This is a genomic window from Kribbella sp. CA-253562 (assembly GCF_050942265.1).
Classification (GTDB): domain Bacteria; phylum Actinomycetota; class Actinomycetes; order Propionibacteriales; family Kribbellaceae; genus Kribbella.
Window position 1 is genome coordinate 656,143 of sequence record NZ_CP192049.1, and the last position, 16,936, is coordinate 673,078.

Annotated in this window: 14 protein-coding genes; 5 read left to right on the forward strand and 9 right to left on the reverse strand. The window is 69.4% G+C overall.

What is annotated here, in order from left to right:
- Positions 1-20: 20 nt before the first annotated feature.
- Complete coding sequence (locus tag ACQPXM_RS03185; protein ID WP_432944547.1) at positions 21-1,142, reverse strand: hypothetical protein; 1,122 nt, start codon at positions 1,140-1,142, stop codon at positions 21-23.
- Positions 1,142-2,326 (reverse strand): hypothetical protein, encoded by a 1,185-nt coding sequence (locus ACQPXM_RS03190; RefSeq protein WP_432944549.1) that lies wholly within the window; start codon positions 2,324-2,326, stop codon positions 1,142-1,144. The genes ACQPXM_RS03185 and ACQPXM_RS03190 overlap by 1 nt, the downstream gene beginning before the upstream one ends.
- Before the next feature lie 168 nt (positions 2,327-2,494).
- Here ACQPXM_RS03190 and ACQPXM_RS03195 point away from each other — a divergent pair, with 168 nt between their 5' ends.
- From ACQPXM_RS03195 to ACQPXM_RS03215, 5 genes are all read left to right on the forward strand, one after another.
- Positions 2,495-3,958, forward strand: a complete 1,464-nt coding sequence (locus tag ACQPXM_RS03195; protein ID WP_432944551.1) for a serine/threonine-protein kinase — start codon at positions 2,495-2,497, stop codon at positions 3,956-3,958.
- 35 nt (positions 3,959-3,993) lie between these two features.
- Positions 3,994-5,322 carry a dipeptidase gene (locus ACQPXM_RS03200; protein ID WP_432944553.1) on the forward strand — a complete coding sequence of 443 codons (1,329 nt, stop codon included), beginning with the start codon at positions 3,994-3,996 and terminating at the stop codon, positions 5,320-5,322.
- A gap of 149 nt (positions 5,323-5,471) precedes the next feature.
- Positions 5,472-6,596, forward strand: a complete 1,125-nt coding sequence (locus tag ACQPXM_RS03205) for an NAD(P) transhydrogenase subunit alpha (RefSeq protein ID WP_432944555.1) — start codon at positions 5,472-5,474, stop codon at positions 6,594-6,596.
- Positions 6,593-6,898 (forward strand): NAD(P) transhydrogenase subunit alpha, encoded by a 306-nt coding sequence (locus ACQPXM_RS03210; protein WP_077017778.1) that lies wholly within the window; start codon positions 6,593-6,595, stop codon positions 6,896-6,898. Before ACQPXM_RS03205 ends, ACQPXM_RS03210 begins: the two co-directional genes overlap by 4 nt.
- Positions 6,895-8,265 carry an NAD(P)(+) transhydrogenase (Re/Si-specific) subunit beta gene (locus ACQPXM_RS03215; RefSeq protein ID WP_432944557.1) on the forward strand — a complete coding sequence of 457 codons (1,371 nt, stop codon included), beginning with the start codon at positions 6,895-6,897 and terminating at the stop codon, positions 8,263-8,265. Before ACQPXM_RS03210 ends, ACQPXM_RS03215 begins: the two co-directional genes overlap by 4 nt.
- Here the strand turns inward: ACQPXM_RS03215 and ACQPXM_RS03220 are convergent.
- From ACQPXM_RS03220 to ACQPXM_RS03250, 7 genes are all read right to left on the reverse strand, one after another.
- Entirely contained in the window at positions 8,262-8,702 is a 441-nt protein-coding gene (locus ACQPXM_RS03220; protein WP_432944559.1) for an SRPBCC family protein, read from the reverse strand. The two genes, ACQPXM_RS03215 and ACQPXM_RS03220, sit on opposite strands and share 4 nt — an antisense overlap.
- Before the next feature lie 72 nt (positions 8,703-8,774).
- A complete protein-coding gene (locus tag ACQPXM_RS03225) occupies positions 8,775-10,397 on the reverse strand; it encodes a restriction endonuclease (protein ID WP_432944561.1) in 1,623 nt (540 codons plus the stop codon).
- A gap of 54 nt (positions 10,398-10,451) precedes the next feature.
- Positions 10,452-12,257 carry an ABC transporter ATP-binding protein gene (locus ACQPXM_RS03230; protein ID WP_432944563.1) on the reverse strand — a complete coding sequence of 602 codons (1,806 nt, stop codon included), beginning with the start codon at positions 12,255-12,257 and terminating at the stop codon, positions 10,452-10,454.
- A gap of 1 nt (position 12,258) precedes the next feature.
- Entirely contained in the window at positions 12,259-13,179 is a 921-nt protein-coding gene (locus ACQPXM_RS03235; protein WP_432944564.1) for an ABC transporter permease, read from the reverse strand.
- On the reverse strand, positions 13,176-14,171 hold the full coding sequence (locus ACQPXM_RS03240) for an ABC transporter permease (protein ID WP_432944566.1): 996 nt from the start codon (positions 14,169-14,171) through the stop codon (positions 13,176-13,178). Before ACQPXM_RS03240 ends, ACQPXM_RS03235 begins: the two co-directional genes overlap by 4 nt.
- A 1-nt stretch (position 14,172) precedes the next feature.
- Positions 14,173-15,852: an ABC transporter substrate-binding protein gene (locus tag ACQPXM_RS03245; RefSeq protein WP_432944568.1), complete on the reverse strand. Its 1,680-nt coding sequence runs from the start codon at positions 15,850-15,852 to the stop codon at positions 14,173-14,175.
- A 57-nt stretch (positions 15,853-15,909) separates the two neighbouring features.
- Positions 15,910-16,902: a LacI family DNA-binding transcriptional regulator gene (locus tag ACQPXM_RS03250; RefSeq protein ID WP_432944570.1), complete on the reverse strand. Its 993-nt coding sequence runs from the start codon at positions 16,900-16,902 to the stop codon at positions 15,910-15,912.
- Between the last annotated feature and the right edge of the window lie 34 nt (positions 16,903-16,936).

Genomic DNA, 16,936 nt, shown 5'->3' on the forward strand with positions numbered 1-16,936 from the left:
CTCTGCTACCGGCAGACGACTCAGCGGCCGAGGCCGATCCGCTTCCCGCCGAGCGGGACGGCCGATTCGCAGGCGCCGGTCGTGATCGTGCAGCGCAGGACGCCGCGCGGCATCGTCTCCTGGTTGTCGATCAGCATCAGCACGTGCTGGTCGTCCTCGGCCAGGGCGGAGACGAAAAACGCGCCGGTCCACTCGCGCAGAACGTCGCCGCTCCGCACGTCGAGGGCAGCCGTCGAGGCGCTCGCCCAGCCGTCGTCGTACGGCGGGGTGGCGATCGCGGTCCTGCCGTCGGGGGTGAAGCTGCGGACCTCGTAGTCGCAGGTGCGCCACAGACTCCGGCCGGTGGCCAGGTCGTTCACCGTGGAGCAGGCCCGGTGCTCGCCGGGTGCCGTGCGCAGCGCGACCAGCTTGCCGTCGGGGCTGATCGCGGTCGCGGACCCGGGAGTCGGCACGTGCTTCGACGCGGTCTCGCCGGGCTTCCAGGCATACAGCTTCCACGCCGCGGCGCCGTCACTGGCGGCGGCCGTGTAGTAGACGGTCCCGTTGAGGTAGGCCAGCAGCCGGATCCCCCACACGCCGCGAACGGTGAGCTTGTGGACGTTGTCGTCGACGTCCTGCGAGAAGACGGTGCCGCCAGGCAGGTTGAGACCGTCCTTGCCCCGTGGCTGGGTCGAGTAGGCAACCGCCGTCTGGTCGTCGGTCCCGATCAGCGAGGACACCCCCGGCACCTTCTCGACCTTGCCGGTGAGCTTCAGCTCGAGCAGTTCGCTGGTGTACTCGTCGCGGGACAGCAGGGCGAACACCGTTTCGCCCATCCGGGTGAACTCCAGCAGCGACGACGAGCCCGGTACGGCGACCGTCCCGCCGGCGCCGCCGCGAATCTCCCGGTCGACGCTGTAGGGCACCTGGGGCTCGCGTCCGGGCTTCAGTTTCGTCAACTGCAGCGGGACTTTCACGGGCCCGGTGAGCTCTGGTGGGGCGGACGGCGACGAGCTGCTCCGGACCGCCAACGGCGAGGCGGCACCAGGACGGTCGTCGTCCGCCTCGGGGCCCTGACTGGTGGCGACCACCCCGCCGATCGCGACCGCCGCCACGGCAACAGCCGAGACACCGACGACCAGTCTGGTGTTGCCGGCAGCCATCAGCCGCCGAGCCTGAACTGGTCGTTCGGCATGATCGGCGTCGCGCGTTCGCAGTCACCCGTGCCGATCGTGCACCGGATGATCGCGCCCTTGGTGTCCGGGCCGTCGTCGACCTCCATCAACAGGTGCTGGTCGTCCTCGGCCCGCACCTGCCGGAACGACACCCCGTTCCACTCCCGCAGCAGCTTCCCGGTCTTGCCGTCGAGCAGCCACGACCCCATCGATGCGTAGCCGTCGGCGTACGCCGGCCCCGCGATCACCGCCGACTTGTCCGGCGTGAAACCCATCACCATGTGCTGACAGGTCCGCCACAGCTTCTTGCCGGTGGCGATCTCGATCACGAACGAGCAGCTGCCGGCCTCCCCGATGCTGTCGATCGACCCGGCCAGCTTGCCGTCGGCGGAGACCGCGGTCGGGGTGGCGACGCCCTTGACCAGCGTCGCGCCCGAACGACCGGGCACCCAGGTGTACAGCCTGGTCGGCCCCGACTGCGACGTGCCGGCCGAGTAGAAGACCTTGCCGGCCGCGACGGCGATCACCTGCACGTGCCAGGCGTCCGGCAGCGCCAACTTGGACCGGTCCGAGCCGACGTCGGCGTACACCGTGCTGCCGGCCAACTCCTCGCCGTTCGGCTTCTGCTGCTGGCTGGCGTACGCGACGGCACCGTCGTCGACCGAACCCACCAGCGTGGAGATGTCGCGGATCTCGGTCCGGCCGCCGGCGCCGTCGTCGCGGACCAGCACGAGGTCGGGTTCCCGGCTCTCGAGTGCGTAGGTCCAGCCGCCGACCTGCGCGGCGGAGAGGATCCGGGCGTTGCCCGGCATCGAGTACGCCTGCTCGGGTCCGCCGCTGATCGTGCGGCCGAGCGTGTGCACGAGCTGGGGCGGTCGTCCTTCGGACAGCTTGGCCAGGTTCACCGTGATCTTCTTCGGCCCGGTGACCGGCACTCCGGTCACGGGCGGTGCCGACGGTGTCGCGGTGGGTGTGGCCGACGGCGTACGGGACGGGGTGGCCGACGGCTTGGGCGTCGGGGTCGGTGTCTGGCTGGGTTGTCCGCCCAGTGGACTGGCGCTGGTGTCGCTGGCCTGCGGTCCCTGCCGGTAGGCGAACACGCCGCCACCCACGACCGCCGCCACCGCGACCGCGGCGACCACGACGGTCAGTCGCGCGTTCAGCTGCCTCATGAGCAGGCTCCTAACAAACAGTCGTGGTCCTCAGCAGTGTGCTGCACCCCACGCGCCCGCGCGCGGCAGGGTGGGACCGAGGTGGTCGATCCTCGGTGTGACGTCACAACTGAGTGTTTTGTTCGCTCCGGCGACGCGGTCGCAGGAGCGATCGAGCATAATGCGGGCATGGACCAGCCACCCCGGATCGGCCGGTACTCCCTGGTCCGCCGGGTGGGTGCCGGTGGTTTCGCGACCGTCTGGCTGGCCCGTGACGAGCAGCTGGACGCCGAGGTCGCGGTCAAGATCCTGTCCGACAACTGGATCGACGAGGACGACGTCCGGCGGCGGTTCCTGGCCGAGGGACGCTTCCTGCGCCGGGTCGACTCGCCGCACGTGGTCGGGGTGCACGACGTCGGCGAGACCGAGGACGGCCGGCCGTACCTGGTGCTGACCTACGCCGACGGCGGGTCGCTGGCCGACAAGATCAAGGCCGGCCCGCTGGAGGTCGCCGAGGTGGTCGAGGTGATCACCCAGGTCGGCAGCGGCCTCAAGCAGTTGCACGCCCGCGGTGTCCTGCACCGCGACGTGAAGCCCGCGAACGTCCTGTTCCGGACCGACCCGTCCGGCGACCGCGCGATGCTCGGCGATCTCGGCCTGGGCAAGTCGCTGGAAACCGTGTCCCAGTTGACGATGCCGGGCGGTACGCCGGCCTACGTCGCGCCGGAGCAGGTGATGGGCGACCGGCTCGACCACCGCGCCGACCTGTACTCGCTCGGCGCCGTCGCGTACGCCGCGTTCACCGGCCAGGCGCCGCACGGGGTGGCCAGTCTCGGCGCGGTGATGCGGATCGACGCGCCGCCGCCGTCGATGAGCACCCTGCGCGAGGACGTGCCGGACGCGATCGACGCCGTCGTCCGCCGCGCGCTGGAGCCGGACCGCGAGAAGCGCTGGCCCGACCTGGACAGCTTCCTCAACGCGTTGCGCGAGGCGCACACCACGGGCAAGATCCCGGCCGGACTGGTTCCGGCCGAGGAACTGCCGGTGCCGACCGGGCCGGGTGGGATCGACCAGGAGACCCAGCTCGCGACTCCGGCCGACGCGAAGACCGAAGGCGGTGCCGACGCCGAGGCGACTGTCGCGGCTGTGGCGGCGCCGCGGCGGAACAGGCGTGCCGGCTGGATCGCCGCCGTACTGGCGGTGTTGCTGGCCGGTGGCGGTGGGTACGCCGGTTACCAGCTCGTGATGAGCCGGCCGGTCGCGGTGACCGAGGACAACGTCCAGGTCGAGGTGCCGCGGAACTGGGACCAGAAGTCCACCCAGAAGGTGCCGTTCGCGTTGCTGGTCAGCGAGGACACCTCGGCCTGGCCGAGCGATTCGAACACCTCCGGCGTCTTCGTGGGCCTCGTCGACCAGACCGCGCTGCCGACCACTGGTGCGGCGCCGGCCGGGTGCTCCCCGGACGGCACGGAAACCACGCCGGCCGGCGATGAGCAGCGGGTCACGTTCAAGTACAACTGCGACGACAATGCCGACGTGATGGAGCAGTACCGGAAGGTCTCCGGCAAACAGTTGCTGCGAATCCAGGTCCGCGGCGAGGATCCGCAGGAGCTGGCCGACGTGCTGAACTCCGTGACCTACAACGGCAGCTAGCGCGTGGGAAAGTGGCCCGCAGTACCGTAGGCGGCATGACCGACCTGCGTGCGGCGATCGACCGCGTTCTGCCCTCCGTCCGTGCCGACCTCGAGGACCTGATCCGGATTCCCTCGGTCAGTGCGGACCCGGCCCGTGCGGCCGACGTCCAGCGGTCCGCCGAGGCGACTGCCGCGCTGTTCGAGGCGGAGGGGTTCACGGTGAAGATCGTGCGGGCCGGCGAGGGCGCGCCCGCGGTGATCGCGAAGAAGCCGGCGCCGGCGGGCAAGCCGACCGTGCTGCTCTACGCGCACCACGACGTCCAGCCGACCGGCAACGTCGAGGAGTGGACCTCGGAGCCGTTCGAGCCGACCGAGCGCGGCGACCGGCTGTACGCCCGGGGCGCGGCCGACGACAAGGCCGGCATCGCCGCGCACCTGGCCGCCGTACGGGCCTTTGGCAACGATCTTCCGGTCGGTGTGACGGTGTTCGTCGAGGGTGAGGAGGAGATCGGCTCGCCGACCCTGCTGCGGCTGCTGGACGAGTACTCCGAGGAGCTGACCTCGGACGCGATCGTGATCGCCGACTCGGGCAACTGGGCGATCGGTCAGCCTGCATTGACCGTGTCGCTGCGCGGACTGGTCGACTGCTACGTCGAGGTGAGGACGCTCGACCACGCCGTGCACTCCGGTCTGTTCGGCGGCGCTGTGCCGGACGCGCTGACCGCGCTGTGCCGGCTGCTGGCGACGCTGCACGACGACAACGGCGACGTCGCGGTCGACGGTCTGCACGCGAGCCGCGCGGCCGAGTTGGACTACCCGGAGGACCGGTTCCGGGCCGAGTCGAGCGTGCTCGACCAGGTCCGCCTGATCGGCTCCGGCTCGCTGGTCGACCGGTTGTGGACGCGCCCGGCGATCGCCGTCCTGGCGATCGACGCGCCGCGGGTCGCCGACGCCAGCAACACCCTCGTCCCGGTCGCCCGGGCGAAGGTCAGCCTGCGCGTCGCGCCGGGCGACGACGCGACCAAGGCGATGCAGGCCCTGCGCAACCATCTCGAACAGAACGCGCCGTGGGGTGCGCAGGTCACCGTGACCGACGGCGACCTCGGTCAGCCGTGCTCGATCAACGCGCGCGGCGCGGCCTACGACGCGGCCCGGTCGGCGTTCGCCGAGGCCTGGGGCGTCGAGCCCGTCGACACCGGCATGGGCGGCTCGATCCCGTTCATCGCCGAGTTCCAGCAGGCCTTCCCCCAGGCCGCCGTTCTGGTCACCGGGGTGGAGGATCCCGACACCCGGGCCCACGGCATCGACGAGGGCCTGCACCTGGAGGAGTTCGCCAAGGTCTGCCTGGCCGAAGCGCACCTGCTGAAGAACTTGGCCGGTTAGGGCGTGTCTCCCCATGGCCCGCCTACTGCGCGGCACCCGGCACGAGCTACCGCACCGGGCACCTGCTCGCTACGGCGGGCAATGGGAAAACACGCCTCAAGTGCGAGCGGGCTTTCCGGCGACCCAGAGTTTGGCATAGGTTTCGGCGAGTGAAGATCGCAGTCGTGCGAGAGACCCGTCCGGCCGAGCGCCGGGTGGCGCTGGTGCCGGAACAAGTCGTCAAACTCGTCCAGCTCGGGTACGAGGTCGCCGTCGAGCCCGCGGCCGGTGAGCGGGCGCTGTTCTCCGACGACGCCTACCGGGAGGCCGGTGCGGAAGTCGCCTGGGGCGCCGACCACGCGGCAACGGTGGTGGCCTCGGTCCAGCCACTGGAGCGCGAACGCCTGCAGCGCTTGCACGCCGGCACCGCGCTGATGTCGTTCCTGCCGACGAACCCGCCGGACGTGGTCCGGGCCGCGACCCGGGCCAAGCTGACGGCGTTCGCGATGGAGCTGATCCCGCGGATCTCCCGGGCGCAGGCGATGGACGCGTTGTCCTCGCAGGCCCTGGTGGCCGGCTACCGCGCGGCGATCGTCGCGGCCGAGCGACTGCCCCGGTTCTTCCCGCTGAACATGACCGCCGCCGGCACGGTGCCGCCGGCCCAGGTGCTCGTCCTCGGCGCCGGCGTCGCCGGGTTGCAGGCGATCGCGACCGCGAAGCGCCTCGGTGCCGTCGTCAAGGCGTACGACGTCCGGACGGCCGCGGCCGAGGAGATCGCGTCGATGGGCGCGCAGCCGATCGAGCTCGAGCTCGGCACGCTGGACGGCCCGGGTGGTTACGCCCGCGAGATGACGCCCGAACGCGCCCAGCTGCAGCGTGAGCTGCTCGCGCCGTACGTCGCCGGCGCGGACGCGGTGATCACCACGGCCGCGGTGCCCGGGCGGACCGCGCCGATCCTGGTCACCCGGGAGATGGTCGAGCAGATGAAGCCCGGCTCGGTCGTTGTCGACCTGGCCTCCGAGCAGGGCGGCAACGTCGAGGGCTCGGTGGCCGGGACCGAACTGATGATCGGCAACGCGCTGGTCTGGGGCGGTTCCAACGTGCCCAGCCAGATGGCCGGTCCGGCCAGCCGGCTGTACGGCCAGAACGTGGCGAACCTGATCACGCTGATGACCCGCAACGCGGCCTTCGATCCCGACTTCAGCGACGAGATCGTGGCCGGGTGCTGCGTCACCCACGACGGCAAGGTCCTGCACGAGCCGACCCGCGAACTGCTGGAGGGACCGCTTTCATGACCGAGTCCATTGCTCTGCTGACGATCTTCGTGCTGGCGGCGTTCGTGGGCGTCGAGGTAATCAGCAAGGTGTCGGCGACCCTGCACACGCCGCTGATGTCCGGCGCCAACGCGATCCACGGCGTCATCCTGGTCGGCGCGATCATCGTCACCGGGCAGGCCGAGTCGGTGCCGGTGGTGATCGTCGGGCTGCTGGCCGTCGTACTGGCGACGGTGAACATGGTCGGCGGCTTCGTCGTCACCGACCGGATGCTGGAGATGTTCCGTGGTCCGGGCGGTCGCAAGAAGGAGCTGCACAAGTGATCGGCACCTGGGCGCAGATCGGCTACCTGGTCGCCGCGGTCTGCTTCATCCTCGCGCTCAAGGCGCTGTCCTCGCCGAAGACCGCGCGGACCGGTAACGCCCTCGGCGCGGCCGGCGCCGTGCTGGCCGTGATCATCACGTTCGTCGCCTACAAGCCCGACAACCTGGTCCCGATCCTGATCGCGCTGCTGATCGGCACGGTCGGCGGCGTGGTCGGATCGCGGCGGGTGCAGATGACGCACATGCCGCAGCTGGTCGCGCTGTTCAACGGGGTCGGCGGTGGCGCGGCCGCGCTGGTCGCGCTGATGGAGCTCGACCACGTCCAGGACGGCCAGACCGTCGCCGCGATCGCCACGGCGTTCACGGTCCTGGTCGGGGCGATCTCATTCTCCGGCTCGATCGTCACGTTCGCGAAGCTGCAGGAACTGATGACCACCCGCCCGATCACCTTCCCCGGGCTGCCGGTGCTGTTCGTGGCCGGGCTGCTCGGCGGGGTCGCGGTGTCGGTCTGGCTGGTCTCGGAGCCACGCGTCCTGGTCGGCGTCCTGCTCTGCCTGCTGGGGCTCGCGGTCGGCGTGATGCTGGTGCTGCCGGTCGGCGGTGCCGACGTACCGATCGTCATCTCGCTGCTGAACGCCTTCACCGGCCTGACGGTCGCGGCCGGTGGTTACGTGCTCGGCAACACGCTGCTGCTGGTCGCCGGCACTCTGGTCGGCGCGGCCGGTACGTTGCTGACCAAGCTGATGGCCGACGCGATGGGCCGGTCGGTCTTCAACATCCTCTTCGGTGCGGTCCGCGGTGGTTCGACGCTCGGTGGCGGTACGGCGTCCGACCGGCCGGTGATCTCCGGCAGCGCCGAGGACGTCGCGATCCTGCTCGGTTACGCCCAGCGCGTGATCATCGTGCCCGGCTACGGCCTGGCCGTCGCGCAGGCCCAGCACACCCTGCGCGACCTGGTCGAGGAGCTGCAGGGCCGCGGGGTCAAGGTCGACTACGCCATCCACCCGGTGGCCGGCCGGATGCCCGGCCACATGAACGTGCTGCTCGCCGAGGCCCAGGTCCCGTACGAGCAGTTGCGCGAGATGGACGAGATCAACGGCGACTTCAAGCAGGCCGACGTCGTCCTGGTCGTCGGCGCCAACGACGTCGTCAACCCGGCCGCCCGAACCACGCCCAGCGCCCCGATCTACGGCATGCCGATCCTGAACGCCGACGAGGCCCAGCGCGTCATCTTCCTCAAGCGCTCCATGCGCCCCGGCTTCGCCGGCATCGAGAACGAGCTGCTCTACGACCCCCGGACGACGCTGCTCTTCGGCGACGCCCGCGAGTCCCTCGCCAAGCTCCTGGCCTCGGTCAAAACCGTCTAACGACTCTCCAGCAGGGCTTTGAGCCGGGCCAGATCCTTCTGATTGGCCCGGCGCATCGCACCCGCCAGCAACGGCGCCGCGACCGTGGCGAAGCCCGACGGTTCGCCACGGTTCCGCAACGTCATCCGCGTACTCCTCGCGGACTCGGCCGACCACTCGTAGCTGGTTTCCATCGGAAACGGCCCCTGCGCGGTCCGCATCACCAGCCGCTCGTCCGGCACCAGCTCGACGACCTCGTAGGTGTAGGCCAGCCGCCGCCCGAGAAACCGCGCCACGAAGTCGAGCCGCGACCCGACCGCCACCGGCGGGTCGGTCCGCCACTCCACCGACTCGATGTTCACGTACCACTCAGGCGCGTTCGTCGGATCCACCACGTAATCGGCCACCACCGCCAGTGGCCGGTCGATCACCACCTCGGTCAGGACGTCGACACCCATGGTTGCCTCCTGCCCCCAGTCTCCACCGGGTTCGGGATGGAGTCGAGCAGGAGTGGGGACAGACACCTTGCTTCAGGACCGCCTGGATCTGCTTTTCAGCTCACCGATGAGTACGTCGAGCCCGAGGTGCTCCTGCAGGAGGTGCTTCAGGTGAGGTCCCTCGATCAGCTGGATCCGCCCGTGTTCGGCGGCGAAGTCGTGGGACTGCTTCCCGAACCATGAGGTCGTCACGAGTACACCGCGACTGGCCTTCAGCTGTCCCATGGTGCCGGCAAGAGCCCGGACTGCCTCCGTGGAGATGACGCCGCGGTACCGCTTCGCTTGAATGACACAGACGCCGCCCATGATCGGGTCCTCGTTCACCGCGACACCGTCCACGCCGTCGTCACGAGACGCCTGAGTCACCCAGGACTTCATCCCCATCGCCTCGAACAGTTGCCGGACCAGGTGCTCGAACTCCGTCGGGTGCAGATCGAGCAGGACCATGCGACTGTCCAATCCAGCGGTCGCGTCGTGGGCGTCGACGAACTTGTATCGCGACAGATCGGGATCGAACACCGGCCGAACCGCTTCGAGATCCCACGGGTGCTTGGAGACGAGCGCGTTCAGATGGCGAAGGCACTCGCTCGGATCGAGATCAGTCAGCACCAGCTCGCTGAAGTCTTCACGCGTCGTGATCAGACTGACCAGGCAAGGACGTTCCGGCTGACCGGTCGCACGATTGCGGGTCGACACGTGCGCGCTGATCGCGACGTCGCCGATCAGGTCTTTGCCGACGACGTCGAACACGTCGCGCATGGTCCGTAGTACCAGCTGCGCGACGAGATTGCTGTAGCGCTGGTTGATCTCACGAACCGGCCGGGCCTTGGGGACGATCTCGTCCTTGGCCCGGACATAGCGGTACTCGGTCTGAGCTGGGATCGCGTCGACGCCGGGAAGCTCCATCACGACGAACATCCGGCGGACCTCGGCCTGGTAGGCCACTTCGACGTCCGTCGGGAAGCCGTCGGGCAAGGGACGCGACTCCAGCACCATTTCGACGTAGTCGTTCACCGCCTCCGGCTTCTTCGCCTTGTACGCCTGCTCGAGCGCGTCGACCTTGGCGTTGGCCTCCGTGGCCCTGCGCTCGGCATCGGCCACCTGCATGGCGTGAGCCCGTTGCGCCTCCGCCAGTCGTCGCAATCTGTCCTGGTCCTGGGCGAAGTACTGAGCCTGTGCCTGCTCGAACTGAACTCGCGCCTGGAACGCTGCCTGTTCCAGCTGCTGCTTCTTGAACATCCGCTGTACGGCGGTGGCCGGTGCCGGGGCGAACTGCTCCCATACTGGCGGAGGCTGAGGCGTGGCCAGGTTGCCCGGCGCGAAACGTGGCAAGGCCGGTGCCTTGCGCAGGGAAGCGAAAGGAATCCGCGCGGAGCGCTTCAGCGCATTGACGAGAAGGCCGTCCAGCTCGGCGACCTGGACGGCGAGCTCGTTGTTCAGCGTCTCGACTTCCGCGAGACGCGCCTCGACGTAGCGAGCTGCAGCCTCCTTCGCGGCTTGCTTGTCTGCGCGTTCGGCTTCTCTGGCTCGCTGCTCCCGCTGCCGTCGCGCTTGGGCGACGAGGCGTTCGCGCTCTCGTTGTTCGCGGGCCGCTTGCTTCTGCTGCAGTTGACGTTGATGCTCGCGTTCCGCGAAGAACCCACGGCGACGCGCCATGGCAAGCCCCCTTCGTCCTGACCCTGGGTGACCGCAATCAGCCCCGAACTGACTCTAGGTGTTGATTGGGAGTCCGGCAGCGGCGTCGGCGCGTCCGACCCCCGGGGTGGGGATCGAGTCGAGCAGGAGTTGGGTGTACGGGTCCTGGGCGTGCTGGATGACGTCGAGCGTGGGGCCGGACTCGACGACCTTGCCCTGGTTGAGGACGAGTACGTCGTCGGCCAGCAGGCGGGCGCTCAGCAGGTCGTGGGTGATGTAGAGCATCGCGATGCCGCGGTCGCGGACGAGCTTGTCCAGCAGGGCGAGGATCTCGGCGCGGATCGAGACGTCGAGCATGGAGATGGGCTCGTCGGCGATCAGGATCTCTGGTTCGGGGGCGAGGGCTCGGGCGATGACCACGCGCTGGCGCTGGCCGCCGGAGAGTTGGTGGGGGAGTTTGTCGAGGTACTGCGCGGCCGGCGACAGGCCGACGGTTTCGAGGAGTTCGCCGGCGCGGGTGCGGGCGTCGGCTCGTGAGAGGCCCAGGTGGTTGCGGAGCGGGCGGGAGAGGGCGTACGCGACCGTCCGGGTCGGGTTGAGGGCGGCGAACGGATCCTGGAAGACCAGTTGGGTGTGCCGGCGGTAGGCGCGGAGCTTGCGGCCTCGGAGCTTGCCCACCTGCACCGAGTTCTGGAAGGTGATCTCGCCCGCGGTCGGGCGTTCGACGCCGGTGATCAAGCGGGCGAGAGTGGTCTTGCCCGAGCCGCTCTGGCCGACCAAGGCGGTGACGCGGCCGGGATGCAGGTCGAACGAGACGTTGTCGACGGCGCGCAGATTCTTGTACTCCTTCACCGCCTCGCGCACCGACAGCACGGGCTCGCCCGGCGCCCCCGCGTCCCGTACGGCGACGAAGGTGCGGGCGCGCCGGGCGTCGACCTCGACACCACCTTCGACCAGCAGGCAACGGGCCGTACCGGCGCCGGCGGGGAGAAGCTGAGGATGGTGCGTCGAGCAGTCGTCGATCGCGACCGGGCAGCGCGCGGTGAAGCGGCAGCCCGTCGGCGGCCGGGAGAGGTCCGGCGGACGGCCCGGGATGAAGTCCACGCTGATCTCGGTCGCCCGCGGATCGGCGTACGAGCCGAGCAGGCCCTGAGTGTACGGGTGCAGCTGCGAACGCATCATCGCGCCGGCGGGCTGGTCCTCGACGAGTTCGCCGGCGTACATCACCATCACCCGGTCGGCCATCTCCATCACCGTGCCGAGATCGTGGCTGATGAACAGGACGGCGAAGCCCAGTTCGGCCTGCAGCTCACGCAACCGGTCCAGGATGTTGCGCTGGACAACAACATCCAGCCCGGTGGTCGGCTCGTCGAGCAACACGAAGCGCGGCTCCAGCGCCAGTGCGAGCGCCAGGGCGACCCGCTGCTTCATCCCGCCGGACAACTCGTGCGGATACTTCTCCAGTACGCCGGGATCCAGCGACACCAGTTCCAGCAGCCGCGCCGGATCGCCGTCGCGCCCGTGCGCCGCGAACGTGTCCGCGAACTGCGCGCCGATCGTGATCACCGGGTTCAGCGAGTTCATGCTGCTCTGGAACACCGTCGAGATCTTTGCCCACCGCAACGGTTTGAGCTGCTCCTGCGACGCGCCGGTCACCGTCGTACCGTCGAACACGACCGAGCCGCCGGTGACCGCGGCCGGCTTGTCCAGCAACGCCAGAATCGCGTTGCCCAGCGTCGACTTGCCGCTGCCGGACTCGCCCAGCAGCCCGACGAACTCCCCGTCGGCCACGTCGAACGACACCCGGTCGACCGCGCGGACCGGCGCGCTGTCGCGCGGCGTGTAGGTGACCGACAGATCGCGAACCTCGAGCAGGGCCATCTCAGTCCTCCCTCAGATGCGGGTTGCTCAGGGCGTCGACCCCGAAGTTGATCAGCGTCAGCGCGGTCATCAGCCCGGCGAACGCCAGGCCGGGCGCGACCAGCCAGGCCCACTGGCCGGTCAGCATCGCGCCGCCGGTGTTCGCCTGGTTGAGCATCGTGCCCCAGCTGGTGGTGGTCGGGTCGCCGAGGCCGAGGAAGGCCAGGCCGGCCTCGCCGCCGATCGCGCCCAGGCACGCGCCCATGAACCCGACGACGACTAGCGAGGTCATGTTCGGCAAGATCTCCCGGACGATGATGCGCGCGGTCGAGTCGCCGGCGAATTTCGCCGCGGTGATGTAGTCCCGGGTCCGCAGCGTGATGATCTGCGAGCGTTTCAGCCGTGCGCCGTACGCCCAGCCGGTGATGCTGATGACGAAGATGATCAGCCACAGCCCCTTCACCGGCGCGTACGCCGCGAGCGTGATCATCAAGGGCAACACCGGGACGACGAGCGCCAGGTTGATGAAGAACGACAGCACCTCGTCGACCGTGCCGCGCAGATACCCGGCGGTGAGACCGACGGCCAGTCCGATCGCCGTCGACAGTGTGCCCGCCGCCAGCCCGACCACGAGCGACGTGCGCGCGCCGTACACGAGCTGGCTGAACACGTCCTCGCCCTGAGCGGTGGTGCCGAGCCAGTTGCCGCCCGACGGGCCGAGTGACGGCGTGAACGTGTTCTCCCGCGGCCCGTACGGCGCGATCAGCGGCGCGAACACCGCGATCAGCACGAACCCGAACAGCATCACCAGCCCGATCCGGCACTTGCGGTTGCGCCAGAGGATGACGAACCAGCCGGGCACGCGGGACGACCGGGACGCCTCGACCGCGGCGACCTCGGCCTGCTCGGTGTCGGCCGGCCGCGTAGGCAAGGACGTGCTCATACCGCCTCCTCCCGTCGCACCCGCGGATCCAGTACGCCGTACAGCAGGTCGGCCAGGAAGTTCGCGATCAGCACGCCGACCGTGATGAACAGGAACAACGCCTGCATCAACGGGTAGTCGCGGTTCGAGACGGCCTCCAGCATCATCCGGCCCAGCCCCGGGTAGTTGAAGATCGACTCCACCAGCACCGTTCCGCCCAGGATGCCGCCGAGCGCGATCGCGAACCCGGTGACGTTCGGCAGTACGGCGATCCGCGCGCCGTAGGTCAGCGCGATCCGCCGCTGGGACAGGCCCTTGGCCCGGGCCAGCCGGGCGTAGTCCTCGCCGAGGGTCTGGACCATGTTGTTGCGCATGCCGATGATCCAGCCGATCGGGCCGACGATCAGCAGCGACACGGCCGGCAGCACGCTGTGCTGGAAGGCGTCGGAGAAGAACAGCCAGGTCCAGCCCGGATTGCTGCCGCCGCCGTACCCGCCGCCGCTGGGGAACCAGTTCAGCGTGATCGCGAAGACGTAGATCAGCACCAGCGCCAGCCAGAAGAACGGCAGCGTGCCGACGAACGTCGAACCGAGCGTGATCACCGAGTCGACCCGGCTGTTGCGCCGGTACGCCGCCCACGCGCCGAGCAGCGTGCCGACCACGAACGACACGATCTGGGTGACGCCGACCAGGATCAGCGTCCAGGGCAGCCCCTGGCCGATCATGTGCGTCACCGTGTACGGGAAGTAGGTGTAGGAGATGCCGAAGTCACCCCGCAGGACGGCGCCCAGGTAGTCGCCGTACTGGGTGAGCAGGTTGCCGTCCGGGGTGCCGAGCATCTTGCGGACCGCCTCGACCTGGGCCGGATCGATCGCCTGGCTCTGCCCGCCGAGCCGGGACACGATCGCCTCGGCCGGGTCCCCCGGTTGCAGCCGGGGGATCAGGAAGTTCAGCGTGATCGCGGCCCAGAGCGTGGCCAGGAAGAAGCCGGCCCTGCGCAGGAAGTAGCGCATGTCAGCTTCCGGCGGGCTCGAGGTTGGTCAGCACCAGGATGTTGTCGCCGGGAGAGGCGTACGGGTTCTTCTCGTCCGGCCAGCCGACCGCCTTGTCGGTCTGGTACTGGAACCACTTCGCGCCGTACCAGAGCGGGATCATCGGGACCTGCTCGGTCATCACCTTCGCCAGTCCGGCGACGGCCTCCTTCTGCTTCGCCTCGTCCGTGGCGAGCCTGAGCTCGTCGAGCAGCTTGTCGGTCGCCGGGTCGTTCCAGCGGACGAAGTTGCTGGCCGCCTTCTTGCCGATCGGCGCGGACTGGTCGCTGCCCAGCGGCTCGGAGAAGTTGCGGAACATGTTGCACGAACCACCGTGGACGCCGAACAGCATGTCGTAGCGGCCGACCGCGCGATCACTCTCGTACGTCGCCGGGTTGGGCGTCTCCAGCGCCACGTCGAAACCGAGCGCCTTGAGGTTCTGCACGATGATCTGCGCCGCCGAGACCCAGTCGGTGTAGCTGCCCGGCACCTTGAAGGTGAACGTGACCGGCTTGCCGTCCTTGCCCAGACGCTTGCCCTGGGCATCCTTCGGGTAGCCGGCGTCGACCAGCGCCTTCTCGGTCGCGGCGGGGTCGAACTTGATCCGGCCCTCGTCCTGCAGGCCCTGCGGCAACCACTTCTCCTGACCAGGGACGACCAGACCGGTCTGGCTGGCCGCCTTCACGTAACCCAGCTGGGCCTTGGTGATGATCTGGTCCCGGTCGAACGCCGTCGTCAGCGCCTTGCGGAACGCCACGTCGCTGAACGGCGCCTCGGTCAGGTTCATGTACGCCGAGATCGAGCCGCCCGGCGGGTACCAGTAGTGGTTGTGCTCGGGATCGCGGTCCACGAACGCCTTCTTGATGTCCGGCACGAACATCGCGTTGGTGTCGTACTCGCCCCGGCTCAGCTTGAGCTGCTCGACCGCACCGCCGGCGTCGGCCTTGTGGAACCGGATCTCCTGCACCTTGACCTTGTCGGCCTGCCAGTAGTCCGGGTTCCGCTCGATCGTGAGCTGCTGGGGATTGAACGACTTCACCTTCATCGGGCCGGTGCCGACCGGGTTCTGCGCGTTGACGAAGGTGACCGGGTCGGCCTGCTGCGACCAGACGTGCTCCGGTACGACGTACACGTTCGTCACCAGGGTGAACGTGGACGCGCCGGGCTCCTTGAAGCGGATCGTCACGGTCTTGGCGTCCGGCGCCTCGACCGCGGCCAGGTAGCGCCAGATCCCTTGTGTGTCGAGCGCCTGGTGCTTCTTCAGCAGGTCGAAGGTGAACGTCACGTCCTTGCTGGTGAAGGGCTTGCCGTCGTTCCACTTCACGTTGTCGCGCAGGGTGAAGCTCAGCGTCTTCGGGTCCGTCCACTTGAACGCGGTGGCCAGCCACGGCTTCGGCGTACAGGAGAAGTTGTCGTAGACCATCAGCTTCTCGAAGACGTAGTCGACCGCGCCGAGCCGGGTCGCCTCGAGATAGGGGTTGTAGTTGGCCTGCGGCGCGGTCCCGCCGCCGAAGTCGCCGTAGTCGAGGTAGTCGATCAGGCCGTTGGCCGCCGTTCCACCTCCTCCGCTGCCGTTGGTGCCGCTGGTCCCGGTGCAGCCGACCAGGGCGAGGGTGGTCGCGACGGCGACTGCCGCCGTCCGGAGGAAGGTGGGGCGTTTCATCAGCCTGCTCCTGTCGTTCTGGGCGGGTCTCCTCGCCTTACGTCCCGGGAGGAGGGGTCACGGGCAGCCGCAGCTGCCGCGCAGTACGAGTTCGGTGGTGAGGACGGTGTCCATCACCGCGCCCGGGCCGCCGACGCCGGCGATCAGCAGGCGTGCGGTGACGGCGCCGAGCTCACGGACGGGCTGCCGGATGGTGGTCAGCCCGGGCCGGACCAGCGAGGACATCGCGACGTCGTCGAATCCGGTGATGGCGACGTCCTCGGGGACCTTGAGACCGCGGCCGAGGGCGCCGATCAGCACGCCGAGCGCGGTCTCGTCGTTGGCGCAGACGATCGCGCCGGGGTGGCGACGGCCGGTCAGCAGTTCACCGGCCGCGATCACGCCGTCGGACTGCTGCATCCCGACCTTCAGGGGGCCTTTCGGGGCCGGGATGCGGGCCTCACGATGGCCTTGTTTGAAGGCTTCCCAGCGCTCGGTGACGTCGGGGGAGCCGTCGGGATTGCCGACGAAGGCCAGCCGCCGGTAACCGTGGTCGAGCAGCAGATGCCTGGTCAGCTCCGCCACTTTGCTGTTGTCGGCCCGGACGGCGGGGATGCCGTCGAGCGGTCGACCGGCCAGGACCACCACCGGCACCTCGGCGGCCAGCCGGCGCAGGGTCTGATCGTGGATCGTGCCGCCGTGCACGGCGATGCCGTCGACCCGGCCGGAGATCGCCAGGACGTCGTCGTCGGCGGCCGCACGGTGGTGCGTGCCGACGATGTGCACACTGGCACCGGCTTCCATCGCCTCGTACTCGAAGCCCTGGATCAGCTCGGAGAAGTACGGGCCGGACAGGCCGGGAAAGACCATCGCGACCGCACCGTGCTTGCGCTCGGCAAGGGCTTTGCCGAGCTGGCTCGGGCGGTAGCCGTGTTCTTCGATGACGCGCAGGACCCGCTCGCGCGTCTCCGGGCTGACCTGACCGATTCCGCGCGACACCCGGGACACGGTGGCGATCGAGACCCCGGCGATCTCCGCGATCTCGCGCACCGTCAGCCGCTGGTTGCCCATCCGCGACCTCCCGCCGTAACGTTGCAGTAACCGG

Bases quoted from the DNA above. Each gene is read 5' to 3' on its own strand.
- ACQPXM_RS03245 (WP_432944568.1), bottom strand. From the start codon at position 15,852: ATGAAACGCCCCACCTTCCTCCGGACGGCGGCAGTCGCCGTCGCGACC.
- ACQPXM_RS03240 (WP_432944566.1), bottom strand. From the start codon at position 14,171: ATGCGCTACTTCCTGCGCAGGGCCGGCTTCTTCCTGGCCACGCTCTGG.
- ACQPXM_RS03185 (WP_432944547.1), bottom strand. From the start codon at position 1,142: ATGGCTGCCGGCAACACCAGACTGGTCGTCGGTGTCTCGGCTGTTGCC.
- ACQPXM_RS03210 (WP_077017778.1), top strand. From the start codon at position 6,593: ATGACCGAGTCCATTGCTCTGCTGACGATCTTCGTGCTGGCGGCGTTC.
- ACQPXM_RS03195 (WP_432944551.1), top strand. From the start codon at position 2,495: ATGGACCAGCCACCCCGGATCGGCCGGTACTCCCTGGTCCGCCGGGTG.
- ACQPXM_RS03250 (WP_432944570.1), bottom strand. From the start codon at position 16,902: ATGGGCAACCAGCGGCTGACGGTGCGCGAGATCGCGGAGATCGCCGGG.
- ACQPXM_RS03190 (WP_432944549.1), bottom strand. From the start codon at position 2,326: ATGAGGCAGCTGAACGCGCGACTGACCGTCGTGGTCGCCGCGGTCGCG.
- ACQPXM_RS03230 (WP_432944563.1), bottom strand. From the start codon at position 12,257: ATGGCCCTGCTCGAGGTTCGCGATCTGTCGGTCACCTACACGCCGCGC.
- ACQPXM_RS03235 (WP_432944564.1), bottom strand. From the start codon at position 13,179: ATGAGCACGTCCTTGCCTACGCGGCCGGCCGACACCGAGCAGGCCGAG.
- ACQPXM_RS03220 (WP_432944559.1), bottom strand. From the start codon at position 8,702: ATGGGTGTCGACGTCCTGACCGAGGTGGTGATCGACCGGCCACTGGCG.
- ACQPXM_RS03200 (WP_432944553.1), top strand. From the start codon at position 3,994: ATGACCGACCTGCGTGCGGCGATCGACCGCGTTCTGCCCTCCGTCCGT.
- ACQPXM_RS03225 (WP_432944561.1), bottom strand. From the start codon at position 10,397: ATGGCGCGTCGCCGTGGGTTCTTCGCGGAACGCGAGCATCAACGTCAA.